The organism is Enterobacter genomosp. S, from assembly GCF_001631805.1.
Classification (GTDB): Bacteria; Pseudomonadota; Gammaproteobacteria; order Enterobacterales; family Enterobacteriaceae; genus Enterobacter; species Enterobacter quasihormaechei.
On the sequence record NZ_LVVA01000019.1, the window covers coordinates 91,138 to 110,279 of the forward strand.

16 protein-coding genes and 2 tRNA genes are annotated in these 19,142 nt (G+C 53.8%); 13 read left to right on the forward strand and 5 right to left on the reverse strand.

The window, feature by feature from the left end; genetic code table 11:
* Nucleotides 1-58: 58 nt before the first annotated feature.
* Together A3466_RS13940 and cgtA are read left to right on the forward strand one after the other, a co-directional pair.
* Nucleotides 59-1,024 carry a DMT family transporter gene (locus A3466_RS13940; protein WP_003861826.1) on the forward strand — a complete coding sequence of 322 codons (966 nt, stop codon included), beginning with the start codon at nucleotides 59-61 and terminating at the stop codon, nucleotides 1,022-1,024.
* Nucleotides 1,025-1,039: 15 nt separating this feature from the next.
* Entirely contained in the window at nucleotides 1,040-2,215 is a 1,176-nt protein-coding gene (cgtA, locus tag A3466_RS13945; protein ID WP_063451039.1) for an Obg family GTPase CgtA, read from the forward strand.
* A 31-nt stretch (nucleotides 2,216-2,246) separates the two neighbouring features.
* Here cgtA and pmrB read toward each other — a convergent pair whose 3' ends face one another.
* The 3 genes from pmrB to dacB are packed head-to-tail and all read right to left on the reverse strand — an operon-like array spanning nucleotide 2,247 to nucleotide 5,385.
* Nucleotides 2,247-3,290, reverse strand: a complete 1,044-nt coding sequence (gene pmrB / locus A3466_RS13950) for a two-component system sensor histidine kinase PmrB (RefSeq protein WP_063451040.1) — start codon at nucleotides 3,288-3,290, stop codon at nucleotides 2,247-2,249.
* Complete coding sequence (gene pmrA / locus A3466_RS13955) at nucleotides 3,287-3,949, reverse strand: two-component system response regulator PmrA (RefSeq protein WP_063451041.1); 663 nt, start codon at nucleotides 3,947-3,949, stop codon at nucleotides 3,287-3,289. The genes pmrB and pmrA overlap by 4 nt, the downstream gene beginning before the upstream one ends.
* A gap of 2 nt (nucleotides 3,950-3,951) precedes the next feature.
* Entirely contained in the window at nucleotides 3,952-5,385 is a 1,434-nt protein-coding gene (gene dacB, locus A3466_RS13960; RefSeq protein WP_063451042.1) for a serine-type D-Ala-D-Ala carboxypeptidase, read from the reverse strand.
* A 228-nt stretch (nucleotides 5,386-5,613) separates the two neighbouring features.
* On the opposite strand from dacB, the gene greA reads away from it, so the two are divergent.
* On the forward strand, nucleotides 5,614-6,090 hold the full coding sequence (greA, locus tag A3466_RS13965; RefSeq protein WP_063451043.1) for a transcription elongation factor GreA: 477 nt from the start codon (nucleotides 5,614-5,616) through the stop codon (nucleotides 6,088-6,090).
* Between the two features lie 151 nt (nucleotides 6,091-6,241).
* Here the strand turns inward: greA and yhbY are convergent, their stop codons facing one another.
* On the reverse strand, nucleotides 6,242-6,535 hold the full coding sequence (gene yhbY / locus A3466_RS13970; protein ID WP_003861814.1) for a ribosome assembly RNA-binding protein YhbY: 294 nt from the start codon (nucleotides 6,533-6,535) through the stop codon (nucleotides 6,242-6,244).
* A gap of 127 nt (nucleotides 6,536-6,662) precedes the next feature.
* Between yhbY and rlmE the strand changes: the two genes are divergently transcribed.
* The 6 genes from rlmE (at nucleotide 6,663) to A3466_RS14000 (ending at nucleotide 12,255) form a co-directional block, all read left to right on the forward strand.
* Nucleotides 6,663-7,289, forward strand: coding sequence for a 23S rRNA (uridine(2552)-2'-O)-methyltransferase RlmE (gene rlmE, locus A3466_RS13975; protein WP_063451044.1), 627 nt, complete (start codon nucleotides 6,663-6,665; stop codon nucleotides 7,287-7,289).
* 102 nt (nucleotides 7,290-7,391) lie between these two features.
* Nucleotides 7,392-9,326 (forward strand): ATP-dependent zinc metalloprotease FtsH, encoded by a 1,935-nt coding sequence (gene ftsH, locus A3466_RS13980; RefSeq protein ID WP_003861810.1) that lies wholly within the window; start codon nucleotides 7,392-7,394, stop codon nucleotides 9,324-9,326.
* Nucleotides 9,327-9,425: 99 nt separating this feature from the next.
* Nucleotides 9,426-10,274, forward strand: a complete 849-nt coding sequence (folP, locus tag A3466_RS13985; protein WP_063451045.1) for a dihydropteroate synthase — start codon at nucleotides 9,426-9,428, stop codon at nucleotides 10,272-10,274.
* Complete coding sequence (gene glmM / locus A3466_RS13990; RefSeq protein ID WP_006812119.1) at nucleotides 10,267-11,604, forward strand: phosphoglucosamine mutase; 1,338 nt, start codon at nucleotides 10,267-10,269, stop codon at nucleotides 11,602-11,604. Before folP ends, glmM begins: the two co-directional genes overlap by 8 nt.
* Nucleotides 11,605-11,826: 222 nt before the next feature.
* The gene (gene secG / locus A3466_RS13995) at nucleotides 11,827-12,159 is read left to right on the forward strand and encodes a preprotein translocase subunit SecG (protein WP_003861803.1); all 333 of its coding nucleotides are present in this window, start codon (nucleotides 11,827-11,829) and stop codon (nucleotides 12,157-12,159) included.
* A 9-nt stretch (nucleotides 12,160-12,168) separates the two neighbouring features.
* Nucleotides 12,169-12,255: transfer RNA gene (locus A3466_RS14000), tRNA-Leu, on the forward strand.
* A 182-nt stretch (nucleotides 12,256-12,437) separates the two neighbouring features.
* Here A3466_RS14000 and argG read toward each other — a convergent pair.
* Entirely contained in the window at nucleotides 12,438-13,784 is a 1,347-nt protein-coding gene (argG, locus tag A3466_RS14005; protein WP_063451046.1) for an argininosuccinate synthase, read from the reverse strand.
* A 287-nt stretch (nucleotides 13,785-14,071) separates the two neighbouring features.
* Here argG and A3466_RS14010 point away from each other — a divergent pair.
* From A3466_RS14010 to infB, 4 genes are all read left to right on the forward strand, one after another.
* Nucleotides 14,072-14,148: transfer RNA gene (locus tag A3466_RS14010), tRNA-Met, on the forward strand.
* A gap of 207 nt (nucleotides 14,149-14,355) precedes the next feature.
* The gene (rimP, locus tag A3466_RS14015; protein ID WP_014833432.1) at nucleotides 14,356-14,808 is read left to right on the forward strand and encodes a ribosome maturation factor RimP; all 453 of its coding nucleotides are present in this window, start codon (nucleotides 14,356-14,358) and stop codon (nucleotides 14,806-14,808) included.
* Nucleotides 14,809-14,836: 28 nt separating this feature from the next.
* The gene (gene nusA / locus A3466_RS14020; RefSeq protein WP_014885374.1) at nucleotides 14,837-16,339 is read left to right on the forward strand and encodes a transcription termination factor NusA; all 1,503 of its coding nucleotides are present in this window, start codon (nucleotides 14,837-14,839) and stop codon (nucleotides 16,337-16,339) included.
* Between the two features lie 24 nt (nucleotides 16,340-16,363).
* The gene (infB, locus tag A3466_RS14025; protein ID WP_063451047.1) at nucleotides 16,364-19,051 is read left to right on the forward strand and encodes a translation initiation factor IF-2; all 2,688 of its coding nucleotides are present in this window, start codon (nucleotides 16,364-16,366) and stop codon (nucleotides 19,049-19,051) included.
* Nucleotides 19,052-19,142 lie beyond the last annotated feature (91 nt).

Below are 19,142 nucleotides of genomic sequence, written 5' to 3' on the forward strand. Positions count from 1 at the left end.
CGTGTTGCGGGGCTTTTTACATTGGAAACCCGGAAAATTTTCTGTAGGGAAAACGGGCATGAAGCAGCAGGCCGGCATTGGTATTCTTTTGGCGCTCACTACCGCAATGTGCTGGGGTGCGCTGCCAATTGCAATGAAGCAGGTACTGGAAGTGATGGAACCGCCTACGGTGGTGTTTTATCGCTTCCTGATGGCAAGCATTGGCCTGGGCGCCATTCTGGCCGTCAAAGGTAAGCTGCCACCGCTGCGCATCTTCCGAAAACCGCGCTGGCTGGTATTACTGGCTATCGCGACGGGCGGTCTGTTCGGGAACTTCATTCTGTTCAGTTCTTCCCTGCAATATCTTAGCCCTACAGCGTCGCAGGTGATTGGGCAACTTTCACCGGTCGGCATGATGGTCGCCAGCGTCTTTATCCTCAAGGAGAAGATGCGCGGCACGCAGATCATCGGGGCAAGCATGCTGCTTTGCGGTCTGGTGATGTTCTTTAACACCAGCCTGATCGAGATTTTTACCCGCCTGACGGATTACACCTGGGGTGTCATTTTTGGGGTGGGTGCAGCAACGGTCTGGGTGAGTTATGGCGTCGCGCAAAAGGTGTTATTGCGCCGTCTTGCCTCACAGCAGATCCTCTTTTTGCTGTACACTTTGTGTACACTGGCATTATTGCCGTTAGCGAAGCCGGGTGTGATTACCCAGCTCAGCGACTGGCAACTGGCGTGCCTCATTTTTTGTGGGCTGAATACGCTGGTTGGTTACGGCGCGCTGGCGGAAGCCATGGCGCGCTGGCAGGCAGCACAGGTGAGCGCCCTAATCACGCTTACCCCGCTGTTTACGCTGTTATTTTCAGATTTGTTATCAATGGCCTGGCCCGATGTCTTCGTCAAGCCGATGCTCAACCTGTTGGGTTATCTCGGTGCGTTTGTCGTGGTTGCGGGCGCGATGTATTCCGCCATTGGTCATCGTCTCTGGGGACGTTGGCGCAAAAATGAAGCGGTTGTAATAGTCCCCCGCTCAGGCGAATGAGTTACGGAGAGTAAAATGAAGTTTGTTGATGAAGCGACGATTCTGGTCGTGGCAGGTGATGGCGGTAACGGTTGTGTAAGCTTCCGCCGTGAAAAGTATATTCCTCGTGGCGGTCCTGACGGCGGTGACGGCGGTGACGGCGGTGACGTGTGGCTGGAGGCGGATGAAAACCTCAACACGCTGATCGACTACCGTTTCGAAAAATCTTTCCGCGCCGAGCGTGGCCAGAACGGCCAGAGCCGCGACTGTACCGGTAAACGCGGTAAAGACGTGACGATCAAAGTGCCGGTGGGTACGCGTGTCATCGATCAGGGCACGGGCGAAACCATGGGTGATATGACCAAACACGGTCAGCGTCTGATGGTGGCGAAAGGTGGCTGGCACGGTCTGGGTAACAGCCGTTTCAAATCGTCCGTTAACCGTACTCCGCGTCAGAAAACAATGGGTACCCCGGGCGATAAGCGCGACCTGCAACTTGAACTGATGCTGTTGGCAGACGTAGGTATGCTGGGTATGCCAAACGCCGGTAAATCAACGTTTATCCGTGCGGTGTCTGCGGCGAAACCAAAAGTGGCGGACTATCCGTTCACTACGCTGGTGCCGAGCCTGGGCGTTGTCCGTATGGATAACGAAAAGAGCTTCGTGGTAGCTGACATTCCGGGTCTGATTGAAGGGGCGGCAGAAGGCGCTGGTTTGGGTATTCGCTTCCTGAAGCACCTTGAGCGTTGCCGCGTACTGTTGCATCTCATCGATATTGATCCAATCGACGGTTCCGACCCGGTTGAAAACGCCCGTATCATTATCGGCGAGCTGGAAAAATACAGTGAAAAACTGGCGGAAAAACCACGCTGGCTGGTGTTCAACAAGATCGACCTGATGGACAAAGCGGAAGCTGAAGCGAAAGCAAAAGCGATTGCCGAAGCAATGGGCTGGGAAGATAAGTACTATCTGATCTCTGCCGCCAGCCAGGTTGGCGTGAAAGAACTCTGCTGGGATGTAATGACCTTTATCATCGAGAATCCGGTTGTTCAGGCAGAAGAAGCGAAACAGCCTGAAAAAGTCGAATTCATGTGGGATGACTACCACCGCCAGCAGCTCGAAGAGCTGGAAGCGGAAGAGGATGATGAAGACTGGGACGATGACTGGGATGAAGACGACGAAGAAGGCGTCGAGTTCATTTACAAGCACTAAGCCCTGCATAAAGCCCCTTACGGGGCTTTTTTTATCCTATCCTCGCGGGTAGCCAGCAGCTGGCGATTAAGCCGCCCTCAGCACCGTTCTCCAGCGTTAAATGACCATGATGGAGCTGCACGATACGCTGTACAATGCTCAGCCCAAGGCCGCTGCCGCCGTAGCGCTGGTCGAGACGTCGGAAGGGTTCAGTAATCGACTGTCGGTGCGCCTCATCAATACCCGGCCCCTGATCGGCAACGCTGACCCGGGTACCGCCTTCCGTCGCCGTTAATGCCACTTCAATGGTTGTGCCTGCCGGGCTGTAGCGGGCGGCATTCTCCAGAAGGTTTCTTAACATCAGACGTAACAGAACGGCATCTCCCTGCACCGTCAGCGTGCTTTCAGCAGGCCATATCACCGTATGCTCTTTAGCTTCATGCTCCAGTCTGAGCGGGGTAATAATAGTCTCTGTCCAGTTCACGGTATCGTAATGGCCGCTGGCCATCGCCTGTCCGGCACGCGCCAGCATCAGCAGCTGTTCTACCGTATGCATCAGCTGGTCGATACGGCTTATCAGTGGCGTGGCCTGCGCAGAACCAGACTGGGCCATCAGTTCAAGATGAAGCCTGATCCCCGCAAGCGGCGTTCGTAACTCATGCGCCGCATCGGCGGTGAACAGGCGTTCCTGCTGGATAGTGTGGTCCAGTCGGGCGAGCAGTTGATTAAGCGACGCGGTTACCGCGCCTATCTCTTCCATATCCGAATAGATCGGCAGGGGAGTCAGATTATCCGCCGAGCGGTTCGCAAGGCTGGCGCGAAGTTGGTTGAGTGGCCGGGTGATCCAGGTGACTGCCCAGAATGAGAAAAAAAGTGTAAAACCGACCATTACCAGAGAAGGGACCAGCAGGGAGGCAATGGCTTCGCGGATCTCTTTTTCAACATGGTTGTTGCGCGCTTTTGCAGACAACGTTTCGTTCACCAGAAAACCGATTTGCTCGCGGCTCTCATGCCACAGCCAGACCACGCTAATCAGTTGAAAAAAGAGCAGTATCACCGCCAGCAACACCATTAATCGCCGGCGCATACTGTTCATTTCTGGCTCTCCAGACGGTAACCTACGCCGCGTACGGTTTTGATACGATCTTTACCGAGCTTGCGCCGCAGATTATGAATGTGCACTTCAAGCGTGTTTGAACCCGGATCGTCCTGCCAGGAGTAGATGTCCTGTTGCAGCGTCTCGCGGTGCACGGTCTGCCCGCTGCGCATGATCAGGCGCGTCAGCAGAGCGAACTCTTTTGGCGTCACTTCTACAGGCTGAGACTGGCGAAGCACCTGCTGGGTTTGCAGATTAAGGGTGATATCCCCGTCCGTCAGCAGGTTGTCGCTATGGCCCTGATAGCGCCGAATCAGTGCCCGTACGCGCGCCTGTAGCTCGGCAAGGGCGAAGGGTTTTACCAGATAATCGTCAGCCCCGGAATCCAGCCCGTTAATTCTGTCTTCAATGGCATCGCGGGCGGTAAGAATCAATACGGGATTCTCCACTCCGCGACGACGCCACTGGCAGAGCAGCGCCGCGCCGTCTTTATCTGGCAGGCCCAAGTCCAGGATCACCAGGCTGTATTCTCCGCTCTGGATCAGGGCATCTGCTTCAGCGGCCGTGGCGGCACAATCCAGAGCGTAGCCTTCATTCCCCAGCGCCAGCGCTAACCCTTCCTGCAATAACAGATCGTCTTCAACTATGAGTAGTTTCATCGCTAGTTATTCTGGTAGATGTCCTTATAGAGCCTGCTTTCGAAACGCACCAGTGGAATACGACGATTGCGCTGGTCGGCCGGTTCGACGGCATACCCGGAGAGATACTGCACAAATGCCATACGTTGCCCGCTGGCTGTCGTGATGAAACCGGCAAGGTTGTAAACACCCTGCAAGGAACCCGTTTTGGCTGACACTTTGCCATCCACGCCCGCAGCGTGAAGCCCCGCGCGGTACTGAAGTGAACCGTCGTGTCCGGCCAGCGGCAGCATTGTGATGAAGTTTAGCTCAGCGTCATGCTGAGCGATGTACTGCAATACCTGCATCATGGTTGCCGGGGAGATCAGGTTATGGCGCGATAAACCGGAACCATCGACGGCGATCGTATTGCCCAGATCGATACCCGCCTGCTGGCGCAGGATCTGACGTACGGCGTCAGAACCGGCCCGCCAGGTGCCAGGCACGCCAAAGCGCGCGTGCCCAATCATGCGGAACACCGTGTCGGCAATCATGTTATCCGACTTTTTCAGCATAATCTTAAGCAAATCATGCAGTGGCGCAGACTGTTTGCTGGCGATCACCGTGCCTGGCTCATTCACCTGCGTCTGGCGCAGCAGCGTTCCGGTGTAGGTGATACCCGCCTGCTTCAGTTCGTCTTTGAAAATGGCCCCGGCATAGCCCGCACCGTCCTGAATGGCGAAGGCCAGCGGCAGCGGGTCAGCCCGTTGGGTCAGGCAGCCGGTGAGCGTATAGCGGTTGAGATCGCCCGGTACCACGTCCAGCTCGCAATACTGCGCCTCCGGGGAGCCTTTCGCCAGCGTCCGTACCTGGCTGAACATCGTGACCGGGTAATAAGAGGCAACGCGGATAAACGCTAAGTCATTGGGCTTAGGCGCGCTGTAAAGCGAAACGGAGAAGCAGTTACGGTCGACGATTGCGGCGGCTGGCGGGGCGCTAAAGCACTGCGTCATGTCATTCCACGGCCAGCCGGGTGCTTTATCGTGGCTGGCGAAAATGGAGGTGTCGATCAGGACGTTACCGTCGATTTTTGTCACGCCGGATTTTTTTAGCGCCGTCACCATGTTGCGGACATCCTGCCGCTTAAAGGTGGGATCGCCACCAAAACGGGCGATAAGATCGCCTTTCAGTTCGCCACCCGCGACGTTACCTTTGGTTTCAAGGGTGGTGGTAAAACGGAAGTCAGGCCCGAGCTGGAGCAGGGCGGCGAGGGCAGTGATCACCTTCTGGGTACTCGCAGGCAGCGCCATCTGTTGACTGTGATAGTCAATCTCGGGAGCCTGCGCGCCAACCTTTTGCACCATCAGGGCAAGGTTCGCGCCGGCGGGCAGCTGATTAATGTACTCATCAACATTCGCGGCCTGAACGGTGAACGTTATACTGGTGGTCAATCCGATGATAAAACTGGAAAATCGCATAATCTCGCGCTAACAACCCGAAAACAAACCGTCATACTACGGTGCATGGCACTGTAAAGTAAACGATGACCCATAGTGAACTTCGCGGTAAAATGCGTATCAAATTGAAAAATTGCTGCTGACCTGGGGCGCCGCTCCCGGGTCGGTTTTCTTTTTGCTTCTTGCCCGCTTCGGGGGGCAGGAGCAGGGAACACTGCTCCCAACAGGAATGTTTAAGAGGTATAACAAATGCAAGCTATTCCGATGACCTTACGTGGTGCCGAAAAACTGCGCGAAGAGCTGGATTTTCTGAAATCCGTACGTCGCCCTGAAATCATCGCCGCTATCGCGGATGCGCGTGAGCATGGCGACCTGAAAGAGAATGCTGAATACCACGCGGCGCGTGAGCAGCAGGGCTTCTGCGAGGGGCGCATCAAAGATATCGAAGCGAAACTGTCCAACGCGCAGGTTATCGATATCACTAAAATGCCAAACAACGGTCGCGTGATCTTCGGCTCTACCGTCACCGTCCTGAATCTGGACAACGACGAAGAACAAACCTACCGCATCGTGGGTGATGACGAAGCGGACTTTAAACAGAACCTGATTTCGGTGAATTCCCCGATCGCTCGCGGCCTGATTGGCAAAGAGCAGGACGATGTTGTGACTATCCGCACCCCGGGCGGCGAAGTGGAATACGAAATTACTAAGGTTGAATACCTGTAATTCGCTTCTCTTCTAAGATGTTGATACATTGTAAAGAAAAGAAAAAGGCCGCATAGCGGCCTTTTATCAACTCAAGGAGCATGGCATTTTGCTCGCCTGCTGAAAGAAATCCCTCGTTTCACACAGAAAATGTGATTGATTCAGGATATCCTTAACGTGGCAGCGAGATTTTACGCTCTTTAGATGGGCGATAGAGCACCAGCGTTTTACCGATGACCTGTACATTACAGGCGCCGGTTTCGCGCACGATGGCTTCCACGATCAGGTTTTTAGTGTCTCTGTCTTCAGAGGCGATTTTCACCTTGATCAGCTCGTGGTGTTCCAGCGCTTGTTCAATCTCGGCAAGCACCCCTTCGGTCAAACCATTGTTGCCAAGCATAACTACAGGCTTGAGCGGATGTGCCAGACCTTTAAGGTGCTGTTTTTGTTTAGTACTCAGATTCATCGTATATTTTTGCTTACGTTGGGATTGAAAACGGTTCATTCTACCGCCATCTCCCTAATATCGCCAAATAGCTGCGTAGAAATTTACGTCACAGGCAAGCAACGATGAACCAGGACGGAAATGTTAAATGACAGGTAAAAAGCGTTCTGCCAGCTCCAGCCGCTGGCTTCAGGAACACTTTAGCGATAAATATGTTCAACAGGCGCAGAAAAAGGGGTTGCGTTCCCGCGCCTGGTTTAAACTTGATGAAATACAGCAAAGTGACAAACTTTTTAAACCGGGAATGACGGTAGTCGACCTCGGTGCGGCACCTGGCGGATGGTCCCAGTATGCGGTTACGCAGATCGGCGGAACGGGACGAATCATCGCATGCGATCTTTTACCAATGGATCCCATCGTTGGTGTCGACTTCCTTCAGGGCGACTTTCGTGATGAATTAGTGCTTAAAGCATTACTTGATCATGTTGGTGACAGCAAGGTCCAGGTTGTCATGTCGGATATGGCACCAAATATGTGCGGAACACCGGCGGTGGATATCCCCCGCGCCATGTATCTGGTGGAGCTAGCGTTAGAAATGTGTCGTGATGTACTAGCGCCTGGTGGTAGTTTTGTTGTGAAGGTGTTTCAGGGCGAAGGTTTCGAGGAGTATCTTAAGGAAATTCGCTCCCTGTTTGCGAAGGTCAAAGTTCGTAAGCCGGACTCTTCCCGGGCCCGTTCCCGTGAAGTGTATATTGTAGCGACCGGGCGAAAATGATAACCGGGAGATTTCAGACGAAAGTTTGAATGAAACTGGATATAGAGTATCCTGACGCTGTTTTTAACACAGTTGTAATATGAGGTTAATCCCTTGAGTGACATGGCGAAAAACCTAATACTCTGGCTGGTCATTGCCGTTGTGCTGATGTCAGTATTCCAGAGCTTTGGGCCCAGCGAGTCGAATGGCCGCAAGGTGGATTATTCTACCTTCCTGCAAGAGGTCAATCAGGACCAGGTTCGCGAAGCGCGTATCAACGGACGTGAGATCAACGTTACCAAGAAAGATAGTAACCGTTACACGACTTACATCCCGGTGAACGATCCTAAGCTGCTTGATAACCTTCTGACCAAAAACGTCAAAGTGGTAGGCGAGCCGCCAGAAGAACCAAGCCTGCTGGCTTCTATCTTCATTTCCTGGTTCCCGATGCTGCTGCTTATTGGCGTCTGGATCTTCTTTATGCGCCAGATGCAGGGCGGCGGTGGCAAAGGTGCCATGTCGTTCGGTAAGAGCAAGGCGCGTATGCTAACGGAAGACCAGATCAAAACCACGTTTGCTGATGTTGCAGGCTGCGACGAAGCGAAAGAAGAGGTTGGTGAACTGGTTGAATACCTGCGTGAGCCGAGCCGTTTCCAGAAACTGGGCGGTAAGATCCCGAAAGGCGTCCTGATGGTCGGCCCTCCGGGTACCGGTAAAACCCTGCTGGCGAAAGCCATCGCGGGTGAAGCGAAGGTGCCGTTCTTTACTATTTCAGGTTCTGACTTCGTTGAAATGTTCGTGGGTGTTGGTGCATCTCGCGTGCGTGACATGTTCGAGCAGGCCAAGAAAGCAGCACCGTGCATCATCTTCATCGATGAAATCGACGCCGTAGGCCGCCAGCGTGGCGCGGGCCTGGGCGGTGGTCACGATGAGCGTGAGCAGACCCTGAACCAGATGCTGGTTGAGATGGACGGCTTCGAAGGTAACGAAGGTATTATCGTTATCGCGGCAACTAACCGTCCGGACGTACTTGACCCTGCGCTGCTGCGTCCAGGTCGTTTCGACCGTCAGGTTGTGGTCGGTCTGCCGGATGTTCGTGGTCGTGAACAGATTCTGAAAGTGCACATGCGTCGCGTACCGCTGGCGCCAGATATCGACGCGGCTATCATTGCGCGCGGTACTCCAGGCTTCTCCGGTGCAGACCTGGCTAACCTGGTCAACGAAGCTGCACTGTTCGCCGCTCGCGGTAACAAGCGCGTGGTGTCCATGGTGGAGTTCGAGAAAGCGAAAGACAAAATCATGATGGGTGCGGAACGTCGCTCCATGGTGATGACGGAAGCGCAGAAAGAGTCCACGGCGTACCACGAAGCAGGTCACGCGATTATTGGCCGTCTGGTGCCGGAACACGATCCGGTACACAAGGTGACGATTATTCCGCGCGGTCGTGCATTGGGTGTGACCTTCTTCCTGCCTGAAGGCGACGCAATCAGCGCCAGCCGTCAGAAGCTGGAAAGCCAGATTTCAACCCTGTACGGCGGTCGTCTGGCGGAAGAGATTATCTACGGTGCGGAACATGTTTCCACCGGTGCGTCGAACGACATTAAAGTGGCGACAAACCTGGCGCGTAACATGGTGACGCAGTGGGGCTTCTCCGACAAACTCGGTCCGCTGCTGTATGCAGAGGAAGAGGGCGAAGTATTCCTGGGCCGCTCTGTGGCTAAAGCGAAACATATGTCCGATGAAACGGCACGTATCATCGACCAGGAAGTGAAAGCGCTGATTGAGCGTAACTACGCTCGCGCCCGTCAGATCCTGAACGACAATATGGACATTCTGCATTCGATGAAAGATGCGCTCATGAAATATGAGACCATCGATGCTCCGCAGATTGACGACCTGATGGCTCGCCGCGAAGTGCGTCCGCCAGCAGGCTGGGAAGACCCAGGTGCGTCTAACAATTCTGACAACAATGGCACCCCGCGTGCGCCGCGTCCGGTCGATGAACCGCGTACGCCAAACCCGGGTAACACCATGTCAGAGCAGTTGGGCGACAAGTAAGTCACTGCTGTTGAAGCGTTTGTCTGTACCTCAAACCCTGGAGCTTGCTCCGGGGTTTTTTCTTATCTGTTTAACCATATTAAAACCAGGGATTTAACCATGAAACTCTTCGCCCAGGACTCGCATCTCGATCTTTCACATCCGCATGTGATGGGGATCCTGAACGTCACGCCTGATTCATTCTCTGACGGCGGCACGCATAACTCGCTCATCGACGCGGTTAAGCACGCGAATTTGATGATTAACGCGGGTGCTACCATCATTGACGTTGGCGGGGAATCAACGCGGCCTGGCGCGGCGGACGTTTCGGTGGAAGAAGAGCTAGCGCGCGTGGTGCCGGTGGTGGAAGCTATCGCCCAGCGCTTTGAAGTGTGGATCTCCGTGGATACCTCTAAACCCGAAGTGATCCGTGAAGTGGCGAGAGTGGGCGCTCACATAATCAATGATATCCGCTCGCTGACCGAGCCGGGCGCAATTGAAGCCGCCGCGGAAACCGGGCTACCGGTGTGTCTGATGCATATGCAGGGGCAGCCTAAGACGATGCAGGAGGCGCCTAAGTATGAAGATGTATTTGCTGACGTCAGCCGCTTCTTTATTGAGCATATCGAACGTTGTGAACGTGCGGGTATCGCAAAAGAGAAATTGCTGCTCGACCCGGGCTTCGGTTTCGGTAAAAATCTCTCCCACAATTACGCGTTGCTTGCGCGCTTATCAGAATTTCATCAGTTCGGCCTGCCACTGCTGGTGGGTATGTCGAGAAAATCGATGATTGGTCAGTTACTGAATGTTGGGCCGAGCGAACGTCTGAGCGGCAGTCTGGCCTGCGCGGTGATTGCCGCGATGCAAGGTGCACACATCATTCGTGTCCATGACGTAAAAGAAACAGTAGAAGCCATGCGTGTGGTGGAAGCCACACTGGCAGCGAAGGAAAACAAACGCTATGAGTAATCGTAAATATTTTGGTACCGATGGCATCCGTGGGCGCGTAGGCGATGCGCCAATTACCCCTGACTTTGTCCTGAAGCTGGGCTGGGCGGCGGGTAAGGTACTGGCGCGTCATGGCTCCCGTAAGATCATTATTGGGAAAGACACCCGTATTTCGGGCTATATGCTGGAGTCCGCGCTGGAAGCCGGGCTGGCGGCGGCAGGGCTTTCAGCTTCCTTTACGGGGCCAATGCCGACCCCTGCTGTTGCCTATCTGACCCGTACCTTCCGTGCGGAAGCGGGTATCGTCATTTCAGCTTCTCATAACCCGTTTTATGACAACGGTATCAAATTCTTCTCCATTGACGGCACCAAGCTGCCGGATGACGTAGAAGAGGCGATTGAAGCGGAAATGGAAAAAGAGATCACCTGCGTCGACTCCGCTGAGCTGGGTAAAGCAAACCGAATCGTAGATGCCGCAGGCCGCTACATTGAATTCTGCAAAGGCACTTTCCCGAATGAACTGAGTCTGGCACACCTCAAAATTGTGGTGGACTGTGCAAACGGTGCGACTTACCACATTGCGCCGAATGTTTTCCGCGAGCTGGGTGCGAAAGTGATCACCATTGGCTGCGAGCCGGACGGCTTGAACATCAACGAAGAAGTCGGGGCGACAGACGTGCGTGCCTTGCAGGCGCGCGTGCTGGCTGAAAAAGCCGATCTGGGTATTGCCCTGGACGGCGACGGGGACCGCGTGATCATGGTTGACCACGAAGGTAACAAGGTCGATGGCGATCAGATCCTCTACATCATTGCCCGTGAAGGCCTGCGTCAGGGGCAACTGCGCGGCGGTGCGGTGGGCACGCTGATGAGCAATATGGGCCTGGAGCTGGCGCTAAAACAGCTGGGTATTCCGTTTGTTCGCGCGAAAGTGGGCGACCGCTACGTGCTGGAAAAACTTCAGGAGAAAGGCTGGCGTATTGGTGCTGAAAACTCCGGCCACGTGATCCTGCTCGATAAAACCACCACCGGTGACGGTATTGTGGCGGCGCTTCAGGTTGTTGCCGCGATGGCGCGTAACCACATGAGCCTGCACGATCTTTGCAGCGGCATGAAAATGTTCCCGCAGATCCTGGTGAACGTGCGTTTCACTGCCGGTAAAGGCGATCCGCTGGAAAATGATAACGTGAAAGCGGTGATGGCAGACGTTGAAGCTGCGCTTGGCAGCCGCGGTCGCGTCCTGCTGCGTAAGTCAGGTACGGAGCCGCTGATCCGCGTAATGGTGGAAGGTGAAGACGAAGCACAGGTGACCGAATTTGCGCACCGCATTGCAGACGCAGTAAAAGCTGCATAATCTTTCAGAATAAGTGTTTAAAAAGGCGGCGGTTGCCGCCTTTGTTTTAAGCAATTCATGGCTTTTTGCTGTTTTTTTCCGCAGTTGATACAATGCCTCGAAAATGCCCTTGCGAAGGTGATTCGCTTTGGTTAGTATTCACACCCGCTTCAGTGGGAAACAAAATCCTGCTAATTGGTCGAAGCATTGGTATGCGGCAAATCCGCAAGGAACAGGTTGATTATGTACGAAGCTCTTTTAGTTATTTTCCTTATTGTAGCCATCGCTCTCGTAGCGCTGATCATGCTGCAACAAGGTAAAGGCGCTGATATGGGAGCCTCCTTCGGAGCAGGCGCTTCCGGTACGCTGTTCGGCTCAAGTGGTTCTGCGAACTTCATGACCCGCACGACGGCGATTCTGGCTACGCTGTTCTTCATCATCAGTCTGGTGCTGGGCAATATCAATAGCAACAAGACCAGTAAAGGAAGCGAGTGGGAAAATCTGAGCGCGCCAGCCAAAACTGAGCAGACTCAGCCAGCTGCACCGGCTAAGCCAACCAGCGATATCCCGCAGTAAGTATTCCGTACCGAGGTGGTGGAATTGGTAGACACGCTACCTTGAGGTGGTAGTGCCCTAACGGGCTTGTGGGTTCGAGTCCCATCCTCGGTACCAATATTCCAGAAAAAAGACGTCGAAAGACGTCTTTTTTTTCGTCTGTAGATTATGTGTTGTTTTCGTAGGGCGGGTAAGCGCAGCGCCACGCGCCTTTTGCTCGGTGGCGCTGCGCTTACCGGGCCTACAAAAGACCACAAAAAAGGCGCCCATTGGGCGCCTTTTACATGTCTTGCAGCCAGTTACTTCTTATCGCTGTGTTCCAGGTTCTCAACCTGCGGCAGGCCGTTACCCGTACTCGCAGAGAGCAGGCCATTCTCAACGTAGTTGAACAGCTTCTCACGGGTATCGGTAATGTCCAGATTACGCATGGTCAGCTGGCCAATACGATCGTCCGGCGAGAAGACTGAATCACCTTTCTCCATGGTCAGACGCTCTGCTTTATAGGTCAGGTTATCAGACACGGTATTCAGGATGGAGTAATCATTGCCGCGACGCAATTCCAGCGTCACTTCGCCGGTGATAGCACTCGCCACCCAACGTTGCAGGGCGTCACGCAGCATCAGGGCCTGCGGATCGAACCAGCGACCCTGATACAGCAGTTTGCCCAGTTGGCGACCATGAGAATGATACTGCTCAATGGTGTCTTCGTTGTGAATGCCGGTCAGCAGACGCTCGTAAGCGATGTGCAGCAGCGCCATCCCTGGAGCTTCGTAAATGCCACGGCTTTTCGCTTCGATAATACGGTTTTCGATCTGATCGCTCATGCCCAGACCGTGACGGCCGCCGATGCGGTTGGCTTCCAGCATCAGTTCAACATCGTCGGAGAAAGTTTTGCCGTTCAGGGCAACCGGATGACCACGTTCGAAACGCACGGTCACTTCTTCTGCCGGGATCTTCACGCTTTCGTCCCAGAACTTCACGCCCATAATCGGGTTAACAATTTTTACGCTGGAGTTGAGGAATTCCAGATCTTTCGCTTCGTGCGTCGCACCCAGCATGTTGGAGTCGGTTGAGTACGCTTTCTCAACGGACATCTTGTAGTCGAAGCCGCAGGCAATCATAAACTCGGACATTTCATGACGGCCACCCAGCTCGTCGATGAAGTCAGTATCCAGCCACGGCTTGTAAATCTGCAATTCAGCGTTGGTCAGCAGGCCGTAACGATAGAAACGTTCAATATCGTTGCCTTTATAGGTGCTACCGTCACCCCAGATGTTCACGCCGTCTTCTTTCATGGCGGCGACCAGCATGGTGCCGGTGACGGCACGGCCCAGCGGAGTGGTGTTGAAATAGGTCAAGCCGCCGGTGGTGTTATGGAATGCACCGCACTGGATAGCGGCAATGCCTTCGGCAACCAACTGCTTACGGCAGTCAATCAGACGTGCGTTCTCTGCGCCATATTCCATGGCACGACGAGGGATCGCGTCATAATCTTCCTCGTCCGGCTGACCCAGGTTCGCTGTATATGCATAAGGAACCGCTCCCTTCTGGCGCATCCACAGCAGTGCAGCGCTGGTATCCAGGCCGCCAGAAAAAGCGATGCCAATACGTTGTCCTACCGGGAGATGCTTGAGAATCGTCGTCATAGAATAAAACCCTGCTTGATTGACTGATGAGAGATCGCTTTCGTTCTCTTGTGCATTTTTATGCAAAATAAGTGAGTATTCATTTAATCATCTTTTGGCGAAGACCGGAAGAGATGCGTGCGTTTTTTGTAAAAATTTTGGTCTAAACGATCTGGCGGAAGCCGGGTTGACAGGTGGGGTCAACTATCAATATACTGAACGCCGATTTTACGTCCCGTCTTCGGTACCAAATCCCAGCATTATTTGCAAATTCTGTCCAAAACGCGTAGAATTTGCCACGTTTCAGGCGCGGGGTGGAGCAGCCTGGTAGCTCGTCGGGCTCATAACCCGAAGGTCGTCGGTTCAAATCCGGCCCCCGCAACCACTTTCCTATAAAGTTCTTTTTCAAATATACTGTGAAGACTTAGAGCCTTCGTAGCTGGATTTGAAAAAATTCTTTCGGAGAGTGCTCCAGGCCACAGTTGTGGCTATAGGGTTCAGTTATCTAAAGCCCCGATTTATCGGGGTTTTTTGTTATCTGACTACAGAATAACTGGGCTTTACGCCCTTTTTTTATGTCTTGGGGGTGGGCTTGTCCACATTAGAGCAAAAATTAACAGAGATGATTACTGCACCGGTCGAAGCACTGGGCTACGAACTGGTCGGCATCGAATTCGTTCGCGGCCGCACATCGACGCTGCGCATCTATATTGATAGTGAAGATGGCATCAATGTTGATGATTGTGCTGATGTTAGCCACCAGGTGAGTGCGGTTCTTGACGTTGAAGACCCGATTACCGTTGCGTACAACCTGGAAGTTTCCTCACCTGGCCTCGATCGCCCGATGTTCACGGCCGAGCACTATGTGCGCTTTACCGGTGAAGAAGTGGCTCTGGTTCTGCGTATGGCCGTACAGAACCGCCGTAAATGGCAGGGAATTATCAAAGCCGTTGATGGTGAAATGATCACGGTGACAGTCGAAGGCAAAGATGAAGTGTTCGCGCTGAGTAATATCCAGAAGGCGAACCTGGTTCCCCACTTTTAACAGTCTGGATTGAGGTGAAAAGCCCGCGATGAACAAAGAAATTTTGGCTGTTGTTGAAGCCGTCTCCAACGAGAAATCACTGCCGCGTGAGAAGATTTTCGAAGCGCTGGAAAGTGCACTGGCTACAGCAACCAAGAAAAAATACGAACAAGAGATCGATGTTCGCGTAGAAATCGATCGTAAAAGCGGTGACTTCGATACATTCCGTCGTTGGGTAATCGTTGAAGAAGTGACCCAGCCGACCAAAGAGATCACCCTGGAAGCGGCACGTTTTGAAGACGAAAGTCTGAACGTGGGTGACTACGTTGAAGATCAGATCGAATCTGTTACCTTCGACCGTATCACCACCCAGACCGCGAAGCAGGTTATCGTGCAGAAAGTGCGCGAAGCCGAGCGCGCGCTGGTTGTCGATCAGTTCCGCGATCAGGAAGGCGAAATCATCACCGGCGTGGTGAAGAAAGTGAACCGCGACAACATCTCTCTGGAGATTAAATCCGAAGGGATGCCGGGTAACGCTGAAGCCGTGATCCTGCGCGAAGACATGCTGCCGCGTGAAAACTTCCGCCCAGGCGACCGTATCCGTGGTGTGCTGTATGCCGTACGCCCTGAAGCGCGTGGTGCACAGCTGTTCGTGACCCGTTCTAAACCAGAAATGCTGGTTGAACTGTTCCGTATCGAAGTGCCGGAAATCGGCGAAGAAGTTATTGAAATCAAAGCGGCGGCCCGCGATCCGGGTTCCCGTGCGAAAATTGCGGTGAAAACCAACGACAAGCGTATCGACCCGGTCGGTGCTTGCGTCGGTATGCGCGGCGCACGCGTTCAGGCGGTTTCTACCGAACTGGGCGGCGAGCGCATTGATATCGTTCTGTGGGACGACAACCCGGCGCAGTTCGTGATCAACGCAATGGCTCCGGCTGATGTGGCGTCTATCGTTGTTGACGAAGACAAACACACCATGGATATCGCTGTAGAAGCGGGCAACCTGGCGCAGGCGATTGGCCGTAACGGTCAGAACGTACGTCTGGCGTCACAGCTGAGCGGCTGGGAACTCAACGTCATGACCGTTGATGACCTTCAGGCCAAGCATCAGGCTGAAGCCCACGCGGCGATCGATACCTTCACCAAATACCTGGACATTGACGAAGACTTCGCCACTGTGCTGGTTGAAGAAGGTTTCTCAACGCTGGAAGAACTGGCCTACGTGCCAATGAAAGAGCTGCTGGAAATTGACGGTCTGGATGAACCAACCGTTGAAGCCCTGCGTGAACGCGCTAAAAACGCACTGACCACCCTGGCACTGGCTCAGGAAGAAAGCCTTGGCGATAAGAAGCCGGCTGATGACCTGCTGAATCTGGAAGGTCTTGATCGTGCGATTGCGTTCAAGCTGGCTGCCCGTGGTGTTTGTACGCTGGAAGATCTCGCTGAGCAAGGCGTTGATGACCTGGCTGATATCGAAGGTTTAACCGACGAGAAAGCCGGCGAACTCATCATGGCCGCACGTAATATTTGCTGGTTCGGCGACGAAGCGTAATAAACTGTAGCAGGAAGGAACAGCATGACTGATGTAACTGTAAAATCGCTGGCTGCTGAGATTCAGACCTCCGTGGACCGCCTGGTACAGCAATTTGCTGATGCAGGGATCCCGAAGTCCGCTGATGACTCGGTGACCGCGCAAGAAAAACAAACCTTGTTATCGCACCTGAACCGTGAACACGGCTCAACGCCTGACAAGTTAACGCTACAGCGTAAAACGCGTAGCACGTTGAACATCCCTGGTACCGGTGGCAAAAGCAAGTCGGTACAAATCGAAGTCCGCAAGACGCGCACCTTTGTAAAACGTGATCCGCAAGAGGCAGAACGCCTTGCCGCGGAAGAGCAGGCACAGCGTGAAGCGGAAGAACAAGCTCAGCGTGAGGCAGAAGCCACTGCCAAACGTGAAGCAGAATTAAAAGCTGAACGTGAGGCCGCAGAAAAAGCGAAACGCGACGCCGGTGAAAAAGCGAAGCGTGACGCTGCGGAAAAAGACAAAGTGAGCAATCAACAGACCGACGAAATGACCAAAACTGCCCAGGCTGAAAAAGCCCGCCGTGAAAATGAAGCTGCCGAGCTGAAGCGTAAAGCGGAAGAAGAAGCCCGCCGCAAGCTTGAAGAAGAAGCTCGCCGCGTCGCCGAAGAAGCGCGTCGCATGGCAGAAGAAAACGAGAAGAACGGCGTGAATACCGCTGAACCAACTGAAGACACCAGCGATTATCACGTCACCACCTCTCAGCATGCGCGTCAGGCAGAAGACGACAACGACCGTGAGGTTGAAGGTGGTCGTAGCCGTACCCGCAGTGCAAAAGCGGCGCGTCCTGCGAAAAAAGGTAACAAACACGCTGAATCTAAAGCTGACCGTGAAGAAGCACGTGCAGCGGTTCGCGGTGGCAAAGGCGGCAAGCGTAAAGGTTCCGCTCTCCAGCAGGGCTTCCAGAAGCCTGCTCAGGCCGTTAACCGTGACGTTGTGATCGGTGAAACCATCACCGTTGGCGAACTGGCTAACAAGATGGCGGTGAAAGGCTCTCAGGTCATCAAAGCGATGATGAAACTGGGCGCAATGGCCACCATCAACCAGGTGATCGACCAGGAAACCGCACAGCTGGTTGCCGAAGAGATGGGCCACAAAGTTATCCTGCGTCGTGAAAACGAGCTGGAAGAAGCCGTCATGAGCGACCGTGACACTGGCGCAGCGGCTGAACCGCGCGCACCGGTTGTGACCATTATGGGTCACGTTGACCACGGTAAAACCTCTCTGCTTGACTACATTCGTTCTACTAAGGTTGCCTCCGGCGAAGCGGGTGGTATTACCCAGCACATCGGTGCTTACCATGTAGAAACTGAAAACGGCATGATCACCTTCCTGGATACCCCAGGCCACGCAGCGTTTACCTCAATGCGTGCGCGTGGTGCTCAGGCAACGGATATCGTTGTCCTGGTTGTTGCTGCCGACGATGGCGTGATGCCACAGACCATTGAAGCTATCCAGCACGCGAAAGCGGCGCAGGTGCCTCTGGTTGTTGCAGTCAACAAAATCGATAAGCCAGAAGCCGATATGGATCGCGTGAAGAACGAACTCTCCCAGTACGGCGTTATGCCGGAAGAGTGGGGCGGTGAAGCGCAGTTCATCCCTGTATCTGCAAAAGCGGGTACCGGTATTGACGACCTGCTGAACGCCATCCTGCTTCAGGCTGAAGTTCTGGAGCTGAAAGCGGTCCGTAAAGGTATGGCGAGCGGCGCGGTAATCGAATCCTTCCTGGATAAAGGTCGTGGTCCGGTTGCAACCGTTCTGGTTCGCGAAGGTACTCTGCACAAGGGCGACATCGTTCTGTGTGGTTTCGAATACGGTCGCGTTCGTGCGATGCGTAACGAACTGGGTCAGGAAGTGCTGGAAGCGGGTCCGTCCATTCCAGTGGAAATCCTCGGCCTGTCCGGCGTTCCTGCTGCTGGTGACGAAGTGACCGTCGTTCGTGACGAGAAGAAAGCGCGTGAAGTGGCTCTGTATCGTCAGGGTAAATTCCGTGAAGTGAAGCTGGCGCGTCAGCAGAAATCTAAACTCGAGAACATGTTCGCCAACATGACCGAAGGCGAAGTTCACGAAGTGAACATCGTTCTGAAAGCGGATGTTCAGGGTTCTGTGGAAGCGATCTCCGACTCCTTGCTGAAACTGTCTACCGACGAAGTGAAAGTGAAGATCATCGGTTCTGGCGTAGGTGGTATCACCGAAACCGACGCAACCCTGGCAGCCGCGTCCAACGCTATCCTGGTTGGCTTCAACGTTCGTGCTGATGCTTCTGCGCGTAAAGTGATTGATGCTGAAAGCCTGGATCTGCGTTACTACTCCGTCATCTATAACCTGATTGACGAAGTGAAAGCAGCGATGAGCGGCATGCTGTCTCCTGAGCTGAAACAGCAGATTATCGGTCTGGCTGAAGTACGTGACGTGTTCAAATCACCGAAATTCGGTGCGATCGCGGGCTGTATGGTTACCGAAGGGACCATCAAGCGTCACAATCCAATCCGCGTACTGCGCGACAACGTGGTTATCTACGAAGGCGAACTGGAATCCCTGCGCCGCTTCAAAGATGACGTTAACGAAGTCCGTAACGGCATGGAATGTGGTATCGGCGTGAAGAACTACAACGACGTTCGCGTTGGCGATATGATCGAAGTGTTCGAGATCATCGAAATTCAGCGTACCATCGCGTAATCTTCTTCAACTGAAGATTAACTAGCGTAGGCCGGGTAAGCGAAGCGCCACCCGGCAATAATTTTAAAAAGGGGCTTAAGCCCCTTTTTTG

Coding starts and splice junctions, on each gene's coding strand:
- A3466_RS13940 (WP_003861826.1), top strand. CDS start 59: ATGAAGCAGCAGGCCGGCATTGGTATTCTTTTGGCGCTCACTACCGCA.
- cgtA (WP_063451039.1), top strand. CDS start 1,040: ATGAAGTTTGTTGATGAAGCGACGATTCTGGTCGTGGCAGGTGATGGC.
- pmrB (WP_063451040.1), bottom strand. CDS start 3,290: ATGAACAGTATGCGCCGGCGATTAATGGTGTTGCTGGCGGTGATACTG.
- pmrA (WP_063451041.1), bottom strand. CDS start 3,949: ATGAAACTACTCATAGTTGAAGACGATCTGTTATTGCAGGAAGGGTTA.
- dacB (WP_063451042.1), bottom strand. CDS start 5,385: ATGCGATTTTCCAGTTTTATCATCGGATTGACCACCAGTATAACGTTC.
- greA (WP_063451043.1), top strand. CDS start 5,614: ATGCAAGCTATTCCGATGACCTTACGTGGTGCCGAAAAACTGCGCGAA.
- yhbY (WP_003861814.1), bottom strand. CDS start 6,535: ATGAATCTGAGTACTAAACAAAAACAGCACCTTAAAGGTCTGGCACAT.
- rlmE (WP_063451044.1), top strand. CDS start 6,663: ATGACAGGTAAAAAGCGTTCTGCCAGCTCCAGCCGCTGGCTTCAGGAA.
- ftsH (WP_003861810.1), top strand. CDS start 7,392: ATGGCGAAAAACCTAATACTCTGGCTGGTCATTGCCGTTGTGCTGATG.
- folP (WP_063451045.1), top strand. CDS start 9,426: ATGAAACTCTTCGCCCAGGACTCGCATCTCGATCTTTCACATCCGCAT.
- glmM (WP_006812119.1), top strand. CDS start 10,267: ATGAGTAATCGTAAATATTTTGGTACCGATGGCATCCGTGGGCGCGTA.
- secG (WP_003861803.1), top strand. CDS start 11,827: ATGTACGAAGCTCTTTTAGTTATTTTCCTTATTGTAGCCATCGCTCTC.
- argG (WP_063451046.1), bottom strand. CDS start 13,784: ATGACGACGATTCTCAAGCATCTCCCGGTAGGACAACGTATTGGCATC.
- nusA (WP_014885374.1), top strand. CDS start 14,837: ATGAACAAAGAAATTTTGGCTGTTGTTGAAGCCGTCTCCAACGAGAAA.
- infB (WP_063451047.1), top strand. CDS start 16,364: ATGACTGATGTAACTGTAAAATCGCTGGCTGCTGAGATTCAGACCTCC.